The organism is Methanogenium sp. MK-MG (assembly GCF_009914725.1).
In the GTDB taxonomy this organism is placed as follows: domain Archaea; phylum Halobacteriota; class Methanomicrobia; order Methanomicrobiales; family Methanomicrobiaceae; genus Methanogenium.
In genome coordinates, this window is sequence record NZ_JAAAWJ010000035.1 from 1 (window position 1) to 19,247 (window position 19,247).

At 48.1% G+C, this 19,247-nt stretch carries 22 protein-coding genes and 1 pseudogene; 3 read left to right on the forward strand and 20 right to left on the reverse strand.

The window, feature by feature from the left end; translation table 11 throughout:
- The first annotated feature begins 128 nt into the window (after nucleotides 1-128).
- Nucleotides 129-1,946, forward strand: a complete 1,818-nt coding sequence (locus tag MKMG_RS06610) for a DUF262 domain-containing protein (protein WP_256366070.1) — start codon at nucleotides 129-131, stop codon at nucleotides 1,944-1,946.
- Between the two features lie 352 nt (nucleotides 1,947-2,298).
- Here MKMG_RS06610 and MKMG_RS06615 read toward each other — a convergent pair whose 3' ends face one another.
- From MKMG_RS06615 to MKMG_RS06625, 3 genes are all read right to left on the reverse strand, one after another.
- Nucleotides 2,299-2,571, reverse strand: coding sequence for a type II toxin-antitoxin system RelE/ParE family toxin (locus MKMG_RS06615; protein ID WP_165076761.1), 273 nt, complete (start codon nucleotides 2,569-2,571; stop codon nucleotides 2,299-2,301).
- The gene (locus tag MKMG_RS06620; protein ID WP_216842883.1) at nucleotides 2,568-2,897 is read right to left on the reverse strand and encodes a hypothetical protein; all 330 of its coding nucleotides are present in this window, start codon (nucleotides 2,895-2,897) and stop codon (nucleotides 2,568-2,570) included. The genes MKMG_RS06615 and MKMG_RS06620 overlap by 4 nt, the downstream gene beginning before the upstream one ends.
- A 245-nt stretch (nucleotides 2,898-3,142) precedes the next feature.
- Nucleotides 3,143-3,868 carry a hypothetical protein gene (locus MKMG_RS06625; protein WP_165076763.1) on the reverse strand — a complete coding sequence of 242 codons (726 nt, stop codon included), beginning with the start codon at nucleotides 3,866-3,868 and terminating at the stop codon, nucleotides 3,143-3,145.
- A gap of 992 nt (nucleotides 3,869-4,860) precedes the next feature.
- Here MKMG_RS06625 and MKMG_RS06630 point away from each other — a divergent pair.
- Entirely contained in the window at nucleotides 4,861-5,061 is a 201-nt protein-coding gene (locus MKMG_RS06630; protein ID WP_165076764.1) for a type II toxin-antitoxin system Phd/YefM family antitoxin, read from the forward strand.
- A complete protein-coding gene (locus MKMG_RS06635) occupies nucleotides 5,048-5,272 on the forward strand; it encodes a type II toxin-antitoxin system HicB family antitoxin (RefSeq protein ID WP_165076766.1) in 225 nt (74 codons plus the stop codon). Before MKMG_RS06630 ends, MKMG_RS06635 begins: the two co-directional genes overlap by 14 nt.
- Before the next feature lie 6 nt (nucleotides 5,273-5,278).
- Here MKMG_RS06635 and MKMG_RS06640 read toward each other — a convergent pair whose 3' ends face one another.
- The 17 genes and pseudogenes from MKMG_RS06640 to MKMG_RS06720 form a co-directional block, all read right to left on the reverse strand.
- Complete coding sequence (locus MKMG_RS06640) at nucleotides 5,279-5,431, reverse strand: hypothetical protein (protein ID WP_165076767.1); 153 nt, start codon at nucleotides 5,429-5,431, stop codon at nucleotides 5,279-5,281.
- A gap of 8 nt (nucleotides 5,432-5,439) precedes the next feature.
- Nucleotides 5,440-5,730, reverse strand: a complete 291-nt coding sequence (locus MKMG_RS06645) for a hypothetical protein (protein ID WP_165076769.1) — start codon at nucleotides 5,728-5,730, stop codon at nucleotides 5,440-5,442.
- A gap of 82 nt (nucleotides 5,731-5,812) precedes the next feature.
- Nucleotides 5,813-6,042, reverse strand: a pseudogene (locus MKMG_RS06650) (V-type ATP synthase subunit D); the annotation flags it as partial.
- 75 nt (nucleotides 6,043-6,117) lie between these two features.
- Entirely contained in the window at nucleotides 6,118-6,705 is a 588-nt protein-coding gene (locus MKMG_RS06655) for a Swt1 family HEPN domain-containing protein (protein WP_165076771.1), read from the reverse strand.
- Between the two features lie 352 nt (nucleotides 6,706-7,057).
- Nucleotides 7,058-7,804, reverse strand: a complete 747-nt coding sequence (locus tag MKMG_RS06660; protein WP_165076772.1) for a hypothetical protein — start codon at nucleotides 7,802-7,804, stop codon at nucleotides 7,058-7,060.
- 145 nt (nucleotides 7,805-7,949) lie between these two features.
- Complete coding sequence (locus MKMG_RS06665) at nucleotides 7,950-8,579, reverse strand: V-type ATP synthase subunit D (protein WP_165076774.1); 630 nt, start codon at nucleotides 8,577-8,579, stop codon at nucleotides 7,950-7,952.
- A 5-nt stretch (nucleotides 8,580-8,584) separates the two neighbouring features.
- The gene (locus MKMG_RS06670; protein WP_165076775.1) at nucleotides 8,585-9,967 is read right to left on the reverse strand and encodes a V-type ATP synthase subunit B; all 1,383 of its coding nucleotides are present in this window, start codon (nucleotides 9,965-9,967) and stop codon (nucleotides 8,585-8,587) included.
- Complete coding sequence (locus tag MKMG_RS06675; RefSeq protein ID WP_165076777.1) at nucleotides 9,964-11,721, reverse strand: ATP synthase subunit A; 1,758 nt, start codon at nucleotides 11,719-11,721, stop codon at nucleotides 9,964-9,966. The genes MKMG_RS06670 and MKMG_RS06675 overlap by 4 nt, the downstream gene beginning before the upstream one ends.
- Nucleotides 11,712-12,017, reverse strand: a complete 306-nt coding sequence (locus MKMG_RS06680) for a V-type ATP synthase subunit F (RefSeq protein ID WP_165076779.1) — start codon at nucleotides 12,015-12,017, stop codon at nucleotides 11,712-11,714. The genes MKMG_RS06675 and MKMG_RS06680 overlap by 10 nt, the downstream gene beginning before the upstream one ends.
- Nucleotides 12,018-12,023: 6 nt before the next feature.
- A complete protein-coding gene (locus tag MKMG_RS06685) occupies nucleotides 12,024-13,082 on the reverse strand; it encodes a V-type ATP synthase subunit C (RefSeq protein WP_165076780.1) in 1,059 nt (352 codons plus the stop codon).
- An 18-nt stretch (nucleotides 13,083-13,100) separates the two neighbouring features.
- Entirely contained in the window at nucleotides 13,101-13,679 is a 579-nt protein-coding gene (locus MKMG_RS06690) for a V-type ATP synthase subunit E family protein (RefSeq protein WP_165076782.1), read from the reverse strand.
- A 10-nt stretch (nucleotides 13,680-13,689) separates the two neighbouring features.
- Nucleotides 13,690-13,947 carry an ATPase gene (locus MKMG_RS06695; RefSeq protein ID WP_165076783.1) on the reverse strand — a complete coding sequence of 86 codons (258 nt, stop codon included), beginning with the start codon at nucleotides 13,945-13,947 and terminating at the stop codon, nucleotides 13,690-13,692.
- 3 nt (nucleotides 13,948-13,950) lie between these two features.
- Entirely contained in the window at nucleotides 13,951-15,927 is a 1,977-nt protein-coding gene (locus tag MKMG_RS06700) for a V-type ATP synthase subunit I (protein WP_165076785.1), read from the reverse strand.
- On the reverse strand, nucleotides 15,920-16,243 hold the full coding sequence (locus tag MKMG_RS06705; RefSeq protein WP_165076787.1) for an ATPase: 324 nt from the start codon (nucleotides 16,241-16,243) through the stop codon (nucleotides 15,920-15,922). The genes MKMG_RS06700 and MKMG_RS06705 overlap by 8 nt, the downstream gene beginning before the upstream one ends.
- Nucleotides 16,244-16,404: 161 nt before the next feature.
- Nucleotides 16,405-16,569: a hypothetical protein gene (locus MKMG_RS06710; RefSeq protein ID WP_165076788.1), complete on the reverse strand. Its 165-nt coding sequence runs from the start codon at nucleotides 16,567-16,569 to the stop codon at nucleotides 16,405-16,407.
- A 38-nt stretch (nucleotides 16,570-16,607) separates the two neighbouring features.
- Nucleotides 16,608-17,189, reverse strand: a complete 582-nt coding sequence (locus MKMG_RS06715) for a hypothetical protein (protein WP_165076790.1) — start codon at nucleotides 17,187-17,189, stop codon at nucleotides 16,608-16,610.
- 12 nt (nucleotides 17,190-17,201) lie between these two features.
- Nucleotides 17,202-19,139 (reverse strand): type II secretion system F family protein, encoded by a 1,938-nt coding sequence (locus tag MKMG_RS06720; RefSeq protein ID WP_165076792.1) that lies wholly within the window; start codon nucleotides 19,137-19,139, stop codon nucleotides 17,202-17,204.
- Nucleotides 19,140-19,247: the final 108 nt, after the last annotated feature.

Sequence of the window (19,247 nt, forward strand, 5' to 3'; positions counted from 1 at the left end):
GAGTTGGAAAGATAATGGATGAAATTGTAAAGTGCTTAACTTTTAGGCAAAACTCGTAGGAAAGTGGTGAAAAAAACAGGGATTTTTAAAGTACTGGAATAGAAGGAAAGACAAAAACAATATGTGAACTGCTAAACGGTGTCAAATACTCTATTGACTATTACCAAAGGGAATACAAGTGGGAGAGAGAGCAGGTGGAGGAGTTAATTGATGACTTTCAGACCAGATTTTTCAATCACTATGATCCATGTCATGAAAGAACGAAGGTTCAAAGCTATCCACATTATTTTCTTGGTTCAGTAGTTATTAGCAAAAAAGACGGGAAAAATTTTATTATTGACGGTCAGCAGAGGCTAACAACCCTGACTCTTCTTCTGATTTATCTCAACAATCTCCAGAATGAGAAGAAGAACGGTATCGTCAATATTGAAAATCTTATTTTTTCCGAGCAGTACGGAAAAAAATCATTTAATCTTGATATTCAGGAAAGAGAAAGGTGCTTTCATTCTCTTTATAAAAATGAGGAGTTTAACTCTTCTGACTCACCCGAATCTATTGAAACTATGCTTGAGCGATATTCGGATATAGAAGAGATATTTCCGGATGAACTGAAAGGAGATGCTCTTGCATATTTCATCGACTGGCTTACCGATAATGTCGATATTGTTGAGATATCGGCAGACAACGATGATGATGCCTATACCATCTTTGAGACAATGAATGACAGGGGTTTGCCTCTGAGTTCGACTGAGATGCTGAAAGGATATCTTCTTGCAAATATTGACGATCAGGACGAGAAGAACCATTGCCATGAAATATGGAAAAAATATCTGGCTGAACTAAAAGAGGTTGACAAATCAGAGGATGCTTCCGATTTTTTCAAGGCATGGCTCAGGGGAAAATATGCAAAAACTTTCAGAGAAAGAACAAGAGGTGCCGCCAATCGTGATTTTGAAAAGATCGGGACTTCTTTTCATAAGTGGGTGCGAGATGAGAAAGAGAAGGCCGGACTTAATACTCACCGTGATTTTTCAAAGTTTATCGACTTGGATTATTCATTCTTTGCAAGACAGCACAAAAAAATCCTTGAAAACACTTATTCATTCAATGAGAAATTCCCGTATTTGTATTACCTCTACTCAAATGGTTTCACTTCAATACAATATCCTCTCATTTTGTCACCATTAAATCCAGGAGATGACGAGAATACCGTTAACACCAAAATAAATCTTGTTTCAGCGTTTCTTGACCAGTTTATAGCAAGGCGTATTGTAAACTCACACAATTTTGGAAATTCAGCGATTTCTTATACAATATTTAATTTTACAAAGGATATACGCGGACTTGATATTGATGATCTCTCAACTGAATTAACGAGATTTACTGAAAATATTGATGAAAATTTTGACAATATCGGTCAGCTTTATCTAAACAAACAGAACCGGAAGAGAATCCACCGCCTTCTGGCAAGAATTACCTCACATATAGAAAAAGAATGCGGGATTCCTTCTAATTATCCTGATTATATATCATGGGAACTGAAAAAACCGTTTGAGATTGAACATATTATTCCGGATGTATGGGAACGAAATCAGGATAAATTTGAATCAGAAGCAGAGTTTAATGAATACAGAAATTGTCCGGGAAACCTTGTGCTTCTGACAAGAGGATTTAACCAGAGTCTTGGATGCGAGGATTTCCCCCTTAAATGTAAAAATTATTTTGGCCAGAATCTGCTTGCAAAGTCGCTTAACAAAGACTGTTACAAAAATAATCCTACATTTTTAAGCTACATCAGTGATGCGGAACTTTCGTTTGAGCCTTATGAAATATTTGGAAAGGAAGAGATTGACAGGCGCTGTGATCTCTATCTTGAGATCTGCAACCAGATATGGTCTATCGATGTTTACGATAAAATTGTTGAGGATCATGAGGTAATGCAATGAATGGCCCGTTACACCTGCATTCCCTGTCCGGTTCCTAAGCAGGGCAAATTGCTTATGGAATAACCTTTTTTTTCTCACGGTTCCAGTCTCACCGTATGTCATCATCCGGTGATATCGATAACGCAAAGGAGTTCTTCGCCGCCGATTCCTTCGCACGGGAGAACGGGACGGCACCCTCACGGCGGAGGAGTTTACCCGGAACCCAAAACTCGCCTCCTATACGGTTGTCATCACGGACGATGAGGAGAGAAAGATCGCGATCTTCCGGGAGATGGCGTTCCGGAAGATGGCGTTCCGGAAGACGTCAAAACGGGAGATATAAACGGGGGACGAACAGGCAGAAATATTGAGGCTAAAACTTCCGGTACACTCCCCCCCGGTGCCCGACCTCAATCACATGAATTACCATCACTTCATCCAGAATGGACATCACCGCACGGTACTGCCCGATACGAAGCGAATAAAAGGGAGGCACTCCTGCTCCCTGAAGCCGTTTCACATAGAGTCGGGGGTCAGGTTCTTCTGCAAGATCCTGGAGCTCAGCGACAAATTTCAGCGCCACTTCGCGGGGAAGATGTTTCAGGGCATGCCGTGCGGACGATGAATACCTGAGGTGATATCTCATCGGGCATCCGTCTCTGCTGTTCCGGATTTTCGGGAGGGTCTTTTGGCTGATATTACGGTGGATTTTGTCGCAGATGTTCCTTTTGCAGGCTCATCAGCCACACCTAATTCTGTGAGAATCTCTTCATGGGTATAGTAAATTCCCTCACGGTATTCCTTCAGTGATGTTTCGATGGTCGCGAGCGTCTCTTCACTCAGGGGTTCATCATCAACGGTTGCGTCAAGAAGCCTTGTGATGACATCATCAAACGATTCACGGGAATGTTTTTTGAGCCGCTGGAGATGATCGCGGGTCGTTGCCTGAATCCGGATCGATGTCGACTGCATACATACTACCACACCTGCATACATATTAGATGTTTGGATGATCTCAATCATCCTTTCAGAAAAGATTCAGGTATTCAAAAACAGAATACGGATTCATGCAGTCTTCACCGCGACATGATATCGTCGATGAGAACAGGAAATGAATCAATAGGAAACCTGGTCGCTCTTCATCAATCGCAGTGCTTCCCGGATAAGTTTACGCACCGGCTTCCTACAAACTTTGAAAAAAAGAGGGATGGGAATGCCTAATTCAGGATATTTACCTCATGTATCTTTGCAGGCACGGTTCTTATCAGAGCAAATGATCCCCCGACAGACGGACGAATCTCAAGATTGAACTGCTGGTTTGCAGGCAGTGCAGTCGTAGGCATGACACAAAGGGTAAATGTATCATTTCCTTCAAGTAACAGATCATCAAAAGCACCATCAGCAATCGTCCAGTGTCCTGCCGTTGTGGTTTCACTGGTTATCGGACTGCTCTGTTTTAGGATTTCAACACCATCACGGGTAGAAAACACCATCTGGGCACTACTGAAATTCACCGGAGAACCACCGGCAGCAAGTCCGACTGTAAATCGTATCGTGTCAACCGCAACACCTTCACCATCGGTATCCAGACCGGATACATCCCCTATGACTTCCAGACTGGATAGTTCCGTGCTAACCGGAGTGTAAACAACAGTCTTGGGAGGGGAGTTTGCCCTCACATATTGGTCTAAGTACCCCTCTAATTCAGATTCTGTAATCCCCTGCACATCGACAACGTCAGCACCCATCACCCATATTCTGGCATCATATTTTGATTCCATGAATCCGAATACGTATTCATGCTCAACAACAGCAACACCCAAATCAGTATCTCCAACCTGTTCTGACTTTGAATCCGTTTCAATACAGCCACAGCTCGTTGAGACAATAATTCCAAGAAAAAGTAACGACAAAACAAGCAGCGATATTTTATTATTACCCATATTGTGAGAAATCTATTTCTCAGCTAATATATCTTGTTAAATTAAAAAAAAGAAATCAGGCCTTGCTCTTCGCCTTGATCTTCTTCAGGCAAACGTTCTCGTCGCGTTCCGTTTCGTCAGGTTGCATTTTGATGAATGCGAAAGATCTCCTCTGAGTTCCGGTATCACCTTGAACCCGGAGTGCGTTGACACGGCGTTTCGTGCTCTCGATTTCATTTAGGAGAAGACGCAACAAAACTAAACCTCGATGATCTGAAATATTCAGGACAGGAAATTCCAAAAGCAGAACAGAGTGTTTCCAGTGAACGGTTTGAAGATATATACCGTTTTCACATAATTCAGGCAGGCAAATCCATTCATGAGACCGTTTCATGCTGAACTGATGAAACAGTAAAAACAACGCTCATGGATGAATAAACCAATAGTTTGCTTTAAACGTGATTTACTGACATTTCTGATTGATTTACCAATCGATTCTCCAATGGGTTTACTGTTTCATACTGTTTCACGCAAAAATGAAACAGTAACTCCCTTACTGTTACATATTTGTGTGGAGTGCGTGCAACAGTAACCATGGATTTAGAGGAACTGATCTACCTGATTCAGTCCGGAGAATCTAAAGTCCTTGAAAAGAAGGGTTCAGGATCACACACATATTATATCATAAAGAAGTGATGGGATTTTTTTATCGTTTTTCTCATCTTTTTTTCCAGCCTCGTTCCCGTTCCACGTCGTGGGCAATGTCCCGAATCATCAAATAATCCTCCATGTTCAACATCTGCCAAACCTCTGGGGTGATCAACCGAGGTTTGGTTTTTGTGGATTTTTAAACCGGCACACTTGGGGATTTTAAAGGCGGCAGTGACACCCTTGGAATACCTGGATAAACGTGAATCCGAAGTGCGTTGACACGGCGTTTCGTGCTCTCAATCTCAGCGGCCCGTATGATCTCTTCAGAAATATATTTATCATTCTGAACATGATACTGATTCATGCAATCTTCACCGCAACAATATATCGTCGATGAAAACGGTAACAAAATATCGGTGATTCTGCCATTTTCAGAATATCAGCAGATGCAGGAAGGTTTGCATGACCTCACGATTATTGCAGAGAGAAAGAATGAAGGCACCCTTTCGATAGCCGAGATGAGAAAAAAGCTCAGGAGGAGAAATAACAATGACTCAGTTTAGTGTCATCATCGAAAAGGAAGAAGATGGCTACTATGCCCGGGTTCCCGCGCTTCAGGGATGTTATGCACAGGGGGAATCCTTTGAAAAAGCACTTGAAAACATCAAAGATGCAACTAAACTGTATATCGATGATCTGACAAATTCAGGACAGGAAATCCCCAAAGCACCACAGATCTTTCTTACGACAATAGAGATTCCCAATTCCAAATGAACGAAATCAACGGGAATCAGGATCGCTCTTCGTCAATCGCAATGCTTCCCTGATGAGTTCACGACCGGCTTCGGTATCATCCGGATGTTCCATATATCTATGGAATGCACGGGCATCATCTCCTTCCAGAGACAGACCAGATTCAATTTTTGTTGCCATTTTTACACCTATCGGATTGAAAATACAGTCCTGAACATCCTTAATAAGGTTATAGCAAAACCCAGATATACCAATGATCCTACCAAACCACCCAAAGCCTGAACAATTGTAATTAAGCCATGAAATGTTTCAAATATCTCCTGAAGATAAGAATTATCCACTGCAATAGCCCCAAAAACTGAATCAATCAGGGAAAAACGCAGATCATCTAAGACGCCAGTGATTTGGTCCCAGACCTCTGAAAACAGAAAAGACAACAGCCCTTCCATCCAACTCCAGACTATCTGACCATATGACATGATCAAGAAAATGGCATCCTCAGATAATAAATATTCCCACTGCAGGATGAAAGTAAAAATCAGAATTACAAAAAAAAAGAAATCAGGCCTTACTCTTCGCCTTGATCTTCTTCAGGCGAACGAGTTCGTCCCGTTCCATTTCGTCAAGCCGCATTTTGATGAATGCAGAGGCTTCCTTGAGTTCCGGAATAACCGTGAATCCGAAGTGCGTTGACACGGCGTTTCGTGCTCTCGATCTCATTTAAGAGACGCTTCATCGTCGTCTCAATCCCAAGCGGCCCGGATGATCTCATCGACCAGTTCCTCAAAGGCATTCGGTCTTATTAAACCTAAATGAGAGGGGGGAGCAGAAATTGATTCAGTCTTTCCATGAAAAAACCGCACTCATCACCCTAAATATCCCAATTGCTTCAAAATACTTTTAGAATTTGTAATCAAGACTTCTTTTGAATGAGGGCCAATACAGTTATTATTGTGAGCGATTAGTTTTCTGCATTCATTTATCTCTGCAATCTTTGACTTAATCCATTCTTTCGTTGGAAAATCATTTCTGAATAAATCCCAATTATTTTCGACCAAATTATACAGATCCATGAGGTCCAAATGGTTCAAGTGAGAGTCCCTATCAAAGGACATCCAGACATTCTTTTCATCATTTTCCATTCTTTGTTCAATTTTATCTGTTATTTTCCTCGGTACGGAAATTTTTTTAAGATACTCGTCTCCGAAAAGTAAAATGCCCTTATTTTCTATATGCGATCTGAGAACATTCTCGATAATGTACACATATTGATAAGCAATTGACATCTCTTTCGAATTCTGAATGATCATTTCTGGAATGGAGTGCTTCTCATCACCTGTAAAAATACTAATGGTGAGATCAATATCTGAATCAAATTTATTCTGAAAATTAGAAGACAATAATTTAGGCTTTACATTAACGTCACAGAAGAAATAAGCACAATTTTTATCCAATATTTTATTGCTAAATTTTTGAATATTTTTTTTATTTTGTTATTTTCAAAAAATGAAAAGTCTTCTCCAGGCACTATAAGATTCAAATCGACAGGCATTTTTAATGAATATCTGGGCTTCATTATATTGATAGGTTCGCGATTTTTTGAATACTCACATTCAACTCCCCGTATCCTATCAGTGATATCATCCAGCCCATTACTCCGAAAAATACTTTCTAAAGTTGGAATCAATTTTGATGAATTAGGTAATAAATGTCTAGACATATTAATCACAAATTTCTGAATATTTAACCAAACAAGAAGTCATATAAATCATAATGGATTTAATATATTATCTCCAATTTTAATGCTCATTTCAAATATTTTTTATAACACGGATAACAAACCGGCTTCTCATACGAACTCTTGTGAGAGGGAACATCTTCCCCACAAATATGACAGAATTTTTCTGTATACTTTTTATCGCCGTATTTGGCCCAGATAGGATAGCACTTGTCACATAGTGGTTTATCAGGATTAAATGGCATCGGTTTTCCGCACCGGATACAATGACCCGTTTCCAGCTTTCCATTCTTTTTCGAGGCTGATTTTTCCGGGGGATTTTTTTTGTATTCTTGTTTGGTTTCTTTTGGTTTTTCACTCTTTTTCACGATTTCAAATTCATACTCACAGCTTTCCCGGTGGATTCTCCGCATTGTCTCATAAACCTGGTCATACAATTCAGGATCATTTTCCCTACTAATAAGAACACCAATCTCTGTATTATTGACCTGCGAATATGCATAGAGATTCATTGAAGCAATGATTGCACATTTATGATTGAGATAGCACTTTGCGTGGAGATTTGGGAGCGTCCATAATGAAACTCCACTCATCTCCTGCAAAAAATTCACATCCTGGGGATTGTGATTTTCACCCTCCCTGACAATCACTGTAATTTGAGTCCTGAAGACGGTCAAATCCTTAATATCAAGTTTAAATTGACTTGCAATTTGAACATAGGGAGTGATAAGCATCAATTTTTCTCCCTTGCTATCACGAATTAAATCCTGGATACCACTTGTAATTTTTGCAGTTGAATCGAGTAATTCTACCATTATATCACCCTCAAATGTACAGATGTAACTACTGAGAATCTACCCAGATATGCCTTAAACATATCTAAATTTAAATAAAATCTCTCAAAATTCAGAGAATTAAAAAATAAAACTCAAACAAAGCGTCAAACAAAAAAAAAGAAAATCAGGCCTTAGTCTTCGCCTTGATCTTCTTCAGGCGAACGATTTCGTCCCGTTCCATTTCGTCAAGCCGCATTTTGATGAATGCAGAGGCCTCCTTAAGTTCAGGTATCACCTTGAACTCAAGTGCGTTGACACGGCGTTTCGTGCTCTCAATCTCTGAAAGGAGACGCTTCATCGTCGTCTCAATCTCAGCAGCCCGGATGATCTCATCGACCAGTTCCTCAAAGGCATTCGCGGTCTCATCAATGACCGCGGATGTCCCGAGCACGCCATAGCCGCGCTCGGCAAGGTTCTTTTTCACCTTGGATGCTTCAATCTCAGGGACCACAACGCCCATGATGTTCTTCTGCTTCAGGGTGATCTGGGGTTTCTCACGGACAGACATGGCCGCCGCCTTCACCCCAATCGCACCTTCCACGGTATTTGCCACAGCGATCATCTGCCGGGCCGCGTCGTACTTCTCGCCGACCGCGTCCCGGGAGCCCTTCGCCTCTTCCAGCACCTTGAAGAACTCAAGGATCAGCCCGTCGCGCTTCATTTTCAGGATGTTATACCCACGCTCCGAGAGCTTGACCCGCCTCTTGAGGCCGATAAGCTCGGACCGTGTTGGCTTCACATCTTTCAGCGCCATGGTGATTATGCCTCCTTATTGCGGTACTTCGGGTGATACTTCTGTATCAGACCACGGTCGATACGGACAAGCAGCTCTTCCGGCAGGGTTGCAAGCAGCTCCCATGCGAGATCAAGCGAGTCCTCAATCGTCCGGTTCTCATCGTGTCCCTGGCGGACAAAGCGGTTCTCAAAGTGGTCAGCGAACTCTAACAGCCGCTGGTCACGTTCAGAGAGTGCGTCCTTACCAACAATCGCGACAAGACCACGGAGATCGTTTCCTTCCGCATAGCCTGCATACATCTGATCGGTGACCTTCTTGTGGTCATCACGGGTCTTGCCCTCGCCGATACCATTGTTCATCAGACGGGAAAGGGACGGCAGCACATTGATCGGCGGGTAGATACCCTTCCGGTGGAGATCACGGTTAACCACAATCTGGCCTTCCGTAATATATCCGGACAGGTCAGGAATCGGGTGCGTAATATCGTCACCGGGCATCGTTAAGATGGACAGCTGTGTCACAGATCCCTTCAGACCTTTAATCAGGCCGGCACGCTCGTAGAGCGATGCAAGATCGGTGTACATGTATCCCGGATATCCACGACGTCCGGGCACTTCCTCACGGGCCGCTCCGATCTGACGGAGAGCCTCACAATAATTGGTCATATCGGTGAGGATAACAAGCACATGGTAGCCCAGCTCAAATGCCAGGTACTCTGCGGTTGTCAGTGCAAGACGCGGAGTGATGATACGCTCGACTGCCGGATCATCTGCAAGGTTCAAAAACACCACAGCGTGTTCGAGAGCACCTGTGCGCTCGAAGTCAGCCATAAACTGGTTCTCTTCTTCCTTGGTGATACCCATCGCAGCAAACACAACAGCAAACTCCTCAGTAGAACCGGGCACACGTGCCTGACGGGCAATCTGAAGCGCAATTTCGTTGTGCGGCAGACCTGAACCCGAGAAGATCGGGAGTTTCTGGCCACGCACAAGTGTGTTTGTCGCATCAATGGTGGATATACCGGTCTGGATGAAATCTGCCGGGGACTCGCGTGCGTAGGGGTTAATCGCCGCACCGCCGATGTCGAGGCGCTTCTCCGGAATAATCTCCGGGCCGCCGTCCTTTGGCTTACCTGCACCGGACAGGATACGTCCGAGCATATCACGGCTGACAGGCATCTTAATAGTCTCGCCGGTGAAGCGGACACCAGAGTCCCTGCCGATACCGGCAGTGGACTCAAAGACCTGAACAACCACGAAATCATCAGACGTATCGAGCACCTGACCACGCTTCACCGTACCATCTGCCTGGACGATGTTGACAAGCTCTTCGTAGCCGACCGGCTCGGTCTTCTCTACAAAGACAAGCGGGCCTGCGATCTTGTTGATCGTGCGGTATTCTTTCATCTCTGGTATGCCTCCTTGAGTGTACCGACTTCAGCTCCCATTGCGGAGTTGATGCGGGTGATTTCTTCCTTGTAGTCCTTCATGAACTTCACCTGTGGCAGGTCATTCTTCGCAGCGATCGTGATGATCTTTGCAGGCGGCACGCCAAGCTTCTGGGCGCCGTATGCAAGTTCTGCGTAGGTCTTGATTGACTTCATGATGTCGAACTGCTTCTCCATCGAACAGTAGGTGTCGACAGGGTCGAACGCATTCTGCTGGAGGAAGATTTCACGGAGCATACGGGCCACTTCAATCGTGATCTGCTCTTCATCAGGCAGAGCGTCAGACCCGACGAGCTGCACAATCTCCTGGAGTTCTGCTTCCTTCTGGAGGACTTCCATCGCCCAGACACGCAGACTGTTCCACTCAGGTGAGACGTTCTCGTCATACCACTTGGACAGGGTGTCTAAGTAGAGTGAATACGAGTTCAGCCAGTTGATGGCAGGGAAGTGACGGCGCTGGGACAGCTTTGCGTCCAGTGCCCAGAAACACTTCACAATACGCAGGGTATTCTGTGTGACCGGTTCAGAGAAGTCACCGCCGGGCGGTGAAACCGCACCGATAACCGTCACCGAGCCTGAATCATGGTTCAGGGTCTCGACACAGCCGGCACGCTCATAGAACTCAGAGAGACGGGCGGCCAGGTATGCCGGGTATCCCTCTTCACCGGGCATCTCTTCAAGACGTGAAGAAATTTCACGCATTGCTTCTGCCCAGCGGGAGGTCGAGTCTGCCATTAAGGAGACGTCGAATCCCATGTCACGGAAGTACTCTGCGATGGTGATACCGGTGTATACACTTGCCTCACGGGCTGCCACAGGCATGTTGGAGGTGTTTGCGATGAGCACGGTCCGCTCCATTAAGGGCTTTCCGGACTTCGGGTCCTCGAGTTCAGGGAACTCGGTCAGCACTTCAGTCATCTCATTGCCACGTTCACCGCAGCCGATGTAGACAACAATCTGTGCGTCGGACCACTTTGCCAGTGCCTGCTGGGTAACCGTCTTTCCTGATCCAAACGGACCCGGAATAGCGGCGGTACCGCCCTTTGCAATGGGGAAGAGGCCGTCAAGGATACGCTGGCCGGTGATGAGCGGAATGTCCGGGTTCTTCTTCTCTGTCACCGGACGCGGCACACGCACAGGCCAGACCTGCATCATCGTAATCTCTTCACCATTGTCGAGGGTGCAGACCACATCGTCGATGGTAAACTCACCGGACTTAATATCGGTGACCACACCGCCCTTCGATCTCGGGGGCACCATGATCTTGGTGAGAATGTTCGTCTCCTGTACTTCACCGATGACGGCACCCGGCACAACCGCGTCGCCCTTCTTAACAACCGGGACAAATTCCCAGAGCTTCTCATGTGAGAGACCCGGTGCTGTTACACCACGCTCGATGAAGTTGCCCATCTTCTCCACAAGAACCTCCAGCGGCCGCTGGATACCGTCATAAATACTGGTCAAAAGGCCCGGTCCGAGCTCAACTGAAAGAGAGAGGCCGGTGTTGGCAACGGGTTCACCTGGTCTGATACCAGAGGTGTTCTCGTAGACCTGGATGATGGTTTTATCCCCCTCAATCCTGATGACCTCGCCCATAAGCTGCTCGTCTCCGACCTGCACCACATCATACATGTGTGCATTAAGACCGACTGCGGTGACAACCGGCCCGGAGATACGCTTAAGTATTCCGTTCGAATTTTCTTTCACTTCCACAAATCAACACCCACTGCTCTCTTAATTTTATCACGCATTGATACCCCGCCGACCTCTCCTCCGCCGATTGACACGACGGTCGGCCGTACAGACTCGCCAAGCTCTGTCTGCAGGCGCTCAGGAAGGCGGCCCATGTCGCTGCCGCGGATGACCAGTATTGCCACTGTCTCATCCGCCATCAGCCGGGTCACGGCATCCGTGAGTGAAGCGTCATCCTCGGCGGCCACGGTCATTTCAACACCCGCAAGCCTGAACCCGAGAATAAAGTCACTGTTTCCGACTACTGCTATCTCCATTGCCTATCACACCACCAGAAACTCGGCAATCTTCTCTCCGGGAAGCCCGGATTCCTTGCCACGGGCAATCGCCCTGAGGTTTGCCACCTCGTAGCGCTTGCGCATCAGGTAGACAAGGGTCGGACAGATGGAGAACGCATATCTCTTAGAGATACGGTCCATCTGGTCAAGCATCACCCGCGTGAGTGCATTCTCCATCTCATGCAGCGGCATGCTCTTATCAGCCGAATCCATCAGTTCACCAATGGGGCCTTCGGGATACCGCTTCCTGATCCCTTCAAGAATCTCCTCCATGCTCTCTGAAGAGGCAAGGCGGATCAGTTCATCGACAGAGAAACTGCCGCCTTCGACCATCAGCATACGCACATCTTCCCTGACACCGCCCTTATAGAGGCGGACGACAGTCTTGATGTTCAGGAGGTCTATCTCAAGCTTCAGGTAGTCGCGGAACGGTTTGCCGCCCTTCACACCACTTGCCGTCTGCTTGAGAATATAGCGGTAGAACGCCTTGAAAAGCTCATTTTCAAGATCGCCGAATGTGCCCTTCTCCATTGCAGCAGGGAATTCACGCTCGAGCACCGGGTACAGGGACCATGAAGACAGGGCCTCTACGATACGCTCGGGTGAATCTTCCGCTAAGAGACGGTCAAGAGCAACACGGTCAAGACTGCCTGCCGGGATAAGGACCTCTTTTATCTTCCCCGCACTGACCCCCTGGGTCTTACCGCGGAGAATCGTGAGGACATTATAGATATCCCAGTGCTGCAGGTAGCTTGCCGTGAACTTCTTTATCAGACCGGGCATGATACCGAGGACATTCTGGAACTCCTTTGCAAGGTTCCAGGAGAGAGCGACCTCAACAAGGTCGAGACCGGAGAACGATGAGGCAAGCTCATCGATCTCTGCCTTATACTCCTTCTCCTCGATAGACCGGGTGATCTCGGGCAGGCTCATATTGAGCATCCGCATGTATTCGTCGTGACCGATGAGCTTCGCCTTCCGGACACGCATACGGGTACTCGAGTAGATGTAGGGAGCAGGGCCAGTTATGCTAACTGAACTCATGTATATATCCCTCCATACCTACCCGAACAGGATATCAGATGCATCCTTTAAACCGGATTCCCACACCTCAGAGATGAAGGTAGAGTAGCTGCAGTCAAGCTGCAGCGCTCCATCAGCACTCTCTGCGATAATGCCGCCGGTGATGTCTTTTGTTCCTGCCAGTGAGAAACCGGACAGGGTCTTCAGGCTCGATAGCGCGTCCTCGACTGAATGAACATCACGTTCATTGCAGTAGAAGACACCTTCGCCAAGCTCCTTTGCCGCTGACTTGCAGAGTTCGCGGACGGCCTTTCGGTGGAATTCGTCCGGGAGCGCCGCAATATCTGCGACGACCCGGTCAAAGACCTCATCGAGGACATCCTTCCGGGCATTGAGGGTCTCACGTTTGACGGACAGATTGGCGGCGGCAACCTCCTGGGCCATGATATAGCCCCTCTGGCGGTTTGCCTCCTCCTCTGCTGCCATCTTTATGGCGATGACCTGCTCCCGTGCCTCTGCAAGGATTGCGCTGACTTCTGTCTTGGCTTCGCTCTTGATTGCCTCAGACTCCCTGATGCCCTTGTCCCGGATTTCACCGACTACAGCATCCAATGCCATTCGTCAGTCCTCAGAATAAGAGCAGGAGTGCGACAACAAGACCAAAGATAACGATTGTCTCCGGAATAACCGTAAAGAGCAATGCGAGACCGAACATCTCTTTGTTCTCTGCGGTTGCACCGACGGCGGCGCTACCAATACCGAACTGTGCGAGACCTGTACCCATACCGGTAAGGCCTACTGCGAGACCTGCACCAATTGCTTTGAATCCAGCTGCTGTTGCAACTGCTGCTTCAACTATTTCTATTGTCATAGTTTCAACTGCCATATTTTAATCCTCCGTAAATTTTAGTAATTTTCCAAATGGTTCGTATTTTTTGCCTCCACCCTTGTAGAACTTGGTGAAGAACTCGACGTAGTGTAAACGAATTGAGTGTAACCCACCGCCCAGAATACCCAGTGCGATATTGAGTGTGTGGCCGACCAAAAAGATCACAATTCCGATTAAGATGATGATAACTCCGACAAGATTCAGGTTTGCCAGCTGCGGGTCGATGATCAGTTCGATTGCGATGTAGTTTGTGACCATTGCAATCGCGACAGACGACAGGCCCACTGCTGCAAGACGTGTGTAGGACAGCACGTGACTGATAACAGTCGGAAGTTCCATAAGTTCGAGCAATGAATCCTGCCCGATACCGATAATACCCACGAGGGTAAGAACGGCACCAGCCACTCCGAATCCATTGATACCTGCAAAGACTGCGGGATATCCGGCGAGCACCGGCATAAGAGGCATCTCAAAGAGAGACCACAGCACCAGAAGTATACCCCACATGACAAGAATCCAGCCGAACTGGCCGAAGATAACTTTACTCCGGTGACGGCCTGGCGTTATCATCTTCGCGCCATTATACATGTGGATCATTCTGCCCAGCGTGATGTGAAGAATGCCTACCCAGGCGGTAAGAACGAGCATCAGCACGACATCGGGGCCGTGACCGCCTGCATGACTGCCGATCAGTAAGTGACGATTAATACCAATGGGGCTCCACGGAAGGGAAAACCCAAAGAACTCACTGTATATCAGACCAAAGATAATACTCGAAATACTCGCGTTTCTTAACACATCGAGAAGTTTTTTTCCTGCATCGTCTTTCAGGAATTTCCTGAGATAGAACCCGAGTGCAAGGAGAATAATACCGTATCCGACATCACCAAGGATGAAACCAAAGAATATCGGGAAGACGATAGAGACCAGAATGGTCGGATCTAATTCACCATACTGTGGACGCGAATAGATGTCCATCAGCATCTCGGTCGGCTTCGAGAAATTGGGATTGTGGTACTCGACCGGGACTGCATCTTCAATGGGGTCAAACCCGACCTCTGAAATGAAGACTTTGCCGTCGGTTGCCGACTGCAGATCTGACGTGAGCACCGCTACCATGTCGGCAGGAACCCAGCCTTCTGCTACAAACGTCTCTTCTGTGGTGGCGAACCGAAGCGGTGCTTCCGCACGCTCCACTTCTGCCGTGAGAAGCTCATCGCACGCCACCAGAAACGTTGCGTTTTTCTCTTTCTGGGCGAAAATACGCCCGGAAACCGCCCCGAGGTCCCCCTCAAGACGGGTAATCTCATGAGTATACCATACCGTCCTTTCCCCTGCAGTGCCATCCTCGTCCGGAATCTGAACGGGCTGGAAACCTGCATCGAAGAGTTCCTTCTCGGCCTCTTCTGCGTTTTCACGGGGAACGACTGCAATCAGCAGATTGCTCTTGTCATATGCAGCGATGAACGTCTCATTCGGAACACCGAGACTGACCTGTGCAGGAACAAGCCCTGCAAAGACCGCAAAATACTCAAACCCTTTCAGGTCGGCAAGATTCGCCGGGAATACGGTAAAAGGTTTCAGTTCTGCAATCCGTGTCCTGTAATCACGAATGGTGTTCTCAAGCGAAACCTTCTCACCAGAGAATGCTGCCGCTTCCTTTTCAATGGCTAACAGCTCACGCTCGATGCGCTGTCTGACCTCTGATGTCGGCATCTTCTGTTCGCCTGCATCCATGGATGTGGGAGATACACTGTAGGTGTTCTCAATCGACCGGATACGGACAAGTTCTGATGATGATTCACTCGCTCCAGGGAGAGGCATGCCTATTTTACATCCCTCAAGACCCTGTGCATCTGATTCCACAAAATCTTCGATATGAAAGAGATTATGGCGGTACAACTCACGCACTACAGCTTCAAGCTGATCTTTCGACGCTGCAATAAGCAGCTTGCTCATTGTCTGGGGTTCAAACATTGAGCTTCACCTTGAAATGGTTCACGAGCTGGTCAACCGCTTCTTCAAGGTTCTTTTTCGAATCTGCCCGCACCGATGCTGCCTGCTGTTCACCTGCTGCGATGATAACAGCGCTCTTCTTCACAGCTTCGGCGTGCGCGTCAGAAATCCGCTTGGCTTTGTACTCTTCGGCACCTTCAGTCTCTTTCGCAATCAGATTTTCGGCTTCAATGCGCGCATCGGCCAACATTTTGGCTTTCTGCTCACGCGCAGCCTGAATCAAGGATCTGCTTTCTTCTTCTGTCTTTTTGATGCTCTGTAAGACCTCAGTCTTCATCCATCCCTCCTCTCACGGCGATACATTAACTCATGAAAAGGAAGTGTATTAATGGTTGTTATTTTCGGCGCAGAACAGGGCCGGTTGCCCCTTTCAGAGAATCAATCAGAGGGTATCTCTCTGTTTTAAAAAACGAAATGCAGGAGATTGCTACCGTATCTTCAGACAGGTGTGATACCGGAAGGGAGAGCACTTCCGTCCTGTTGCATCAGGGGCGGCATACGGATGCCATCAATCATGATACCAAACACATTCGCGATCAAAACAGGCAGAAAGCCCACGACTTTATTTAGTCGCGGGTAGTTGACCTGATTCCCCTGTGGCATCAGCGGATATAAGCCTGATGATCCCCCGTTCACCGCGTTCAGGAAAGGATCATCACAGGATCAGTCTTGGCCGGGGCCACACCTGCAAACCGCCAGACACTCCCGTCAGGCAGTATAACGGAGAGCACAAATTCACCCTTCACCGGTATCTCCTCTCCTGCAGGCAAAGATACCTCGATGGTGAACCGCTCGTTGTCCTCCAGAATGAGATCACCCCCCGCAGGTACCCGGCGGATAATGCCCCAGGTGCCGGCCGCAGGCGATGCAGTCGCAAGCGGGTCGGCGGCTGTGATTTCGTTGAGACTCTCCGGTGTTGCCACAGTCACCTGCACCGCAGAGAAGTCAATCATATCACTGCCCGCAGGGATGACAAATGTCACCCGGAAGGCACCCAGATCATCACCACGTTCCACTCCATGCACGTTGCCCGTCGTTACGACAGTCGTCCCCACCTGGCCGATACCCTCATACGCCACCGACCGAGTCTTCTCTGCCGAGAAATATCCCATATGCAGGATGACCCCTGCAAGAACTGATGCGGTTACAATGGCGGTAATCAGTATGATGGCCGCCTCTATACCCATCATGCCGTTTTCATCTGTCCGTGTCGGCCTTTTCATTGTATCCCGCCTTCAGAATGCCAAATTGAATATAATTAGTGAGATGACGAGCATTATCACCGTATGCTTCACTCCCGCCGGCAGCGAGCCCTCGCCCATCTGTCCTGCAATCAGGCCGGAGAAGATGGCATTGATGAGACAGGCATGAAAGAGCAGACGTGATATGATAATAAGTGTGCCTGCCTCTGTGATCGCCAGCATCGAGGAAGGCAGATCCTTCAGACTCTCACCTGCCCCCATATCCCTCAGAACGGAAAGGAAGTTCCAGTCCAGAACGACCACCACAAAGACGAAGACTCCAAAGGCGAGGTAGATGACGATGATGTAGGTGATCATGTCAGCGAGACGTTCGCGTTTCAGTGTCTCAGACATCCTCGCGTCGTTTGCTGCAATCGAGAGAATCTCGGCGATATCCCCCGTCATCTCGCTCGCCTTGGTGATCAGGGTCACATTCCGGGCGATGGCCGCGGTCTGCACCCGGTGTTCAAACCGGACGAGGGCATCTGAAAAGAGACCCCCCCAGTCCAGATCGCGTTTGATCCGGTGAATCTCATAGGAGATGAGCCCCAGATTGGTCTTTTCCAGGACAGCGATGGCCCGTGCCGGTGTCAGCCCGACCCGGTTGATGCCGGAGAGGCGGGAGAGGAATTCCGGGATGCTCTTCTCAATGCCGCGGACCTTCCGTCTCCAGAGTTCAAAGAGAACCGCATAGGGCACCAGCACAATAAGAAGGGCGATGATCAGGTGATCGTCGACCACATTCAGGTAGAGCTCAAAGTCCTGATACTGCGGCACCACCACGTAGACGAAGGCAAGATAACAGAGCATCAGGGGAACGGTGACAAGAAACGTCCGCTTCACATCGGTCATAAACCAGCCCAGAGGGTGGCGGACAAATTCCCAGAGATGCTTCCACCGGTCATTGCGGTAGAGAAGAGAGAAGAGGCATTCATCACCCTCCCGTTTTACCACACGCACATCCCGGAACTCGCGGAGCACCACCCGCCGTGTCATCCGCCGCACATCATCGGTGTGCAGAGAGATCATATCCACAAAGATGATGAAGATGAGAGACCCGATGGGAATCAGTCCATAGACGACGGCACTCAGCTGGACCGTGGAGGTCTGCCCCATCAGACCCAGCACCACCATGATGATGATGAGAAAGAGCGGACCTGCCACAAAGAGGGTCACATAGGACTCTGCCACCAGCTGGAGGGTGGAGAGAAACTGCTTCTGCTCGAACTGGGCATCGTCCTGGTAGACCCGCACCCGGGACCCGAGGAAGTTCGCCACATTCCCGCCGGACTCAATGATGGAGACAAAGTCCTCGAGAAAGTCCTTCAGTTTCTCTGAAGGTGTCGTAAGAGAGAGATTCCGTATCGCGCTGACCACATCCATTCCGAAGTACTCGGTGTCCCGCACCACCTGCCGGCACTCATATGCCACTTCCCCGTAGATCTCAGCGTTATCTGAGAGAGACTTGAATATCGGAAGAATTTCCGCTCCGCCCCGGCGCATCGCATACATATAGCTGACCGCATTGTGGAGTGTCAGGTTGATCCGGACAGACCGGTTATTCTTCACCATCCCCGGATAGCGGAGCAGCAGCTGATAGATAAGAAGTGTTGCAGCGACAAAGAAGAGCAGGGCGACAAGGCTGCGCTGCACCATCTCCGGCAGAGTGGGCTGGCTGATGGTAACAGCAGGTATCGTTGTGCCGAAGATATTGAAGAGGCTGGTATGCACCTCAGGGAAGAAGAGCATCTGCGCAATCAGGTAGCCGATGATGCCGGTAACCGCACCGAAGCTGAGGGATATCAGCACACAGCAGGTGATATACTGCTCAGTTGTCAGCCCGGTCCGTGCGGAGAGGAGGTCCAGGCGTACAGACCGGTACTTCGCCGGGCGCCGCCCGATGGCCCAGTATGCATACCAGTCGATGATCATATCATTGCCTGTTTCAGGTCGTCAATCGAGGCCATCACGGAGTCAGCATCTATACCATAGGCCATGAAGATGCGTGAGACGGCGATATAGTCCATAATATTCTGATCT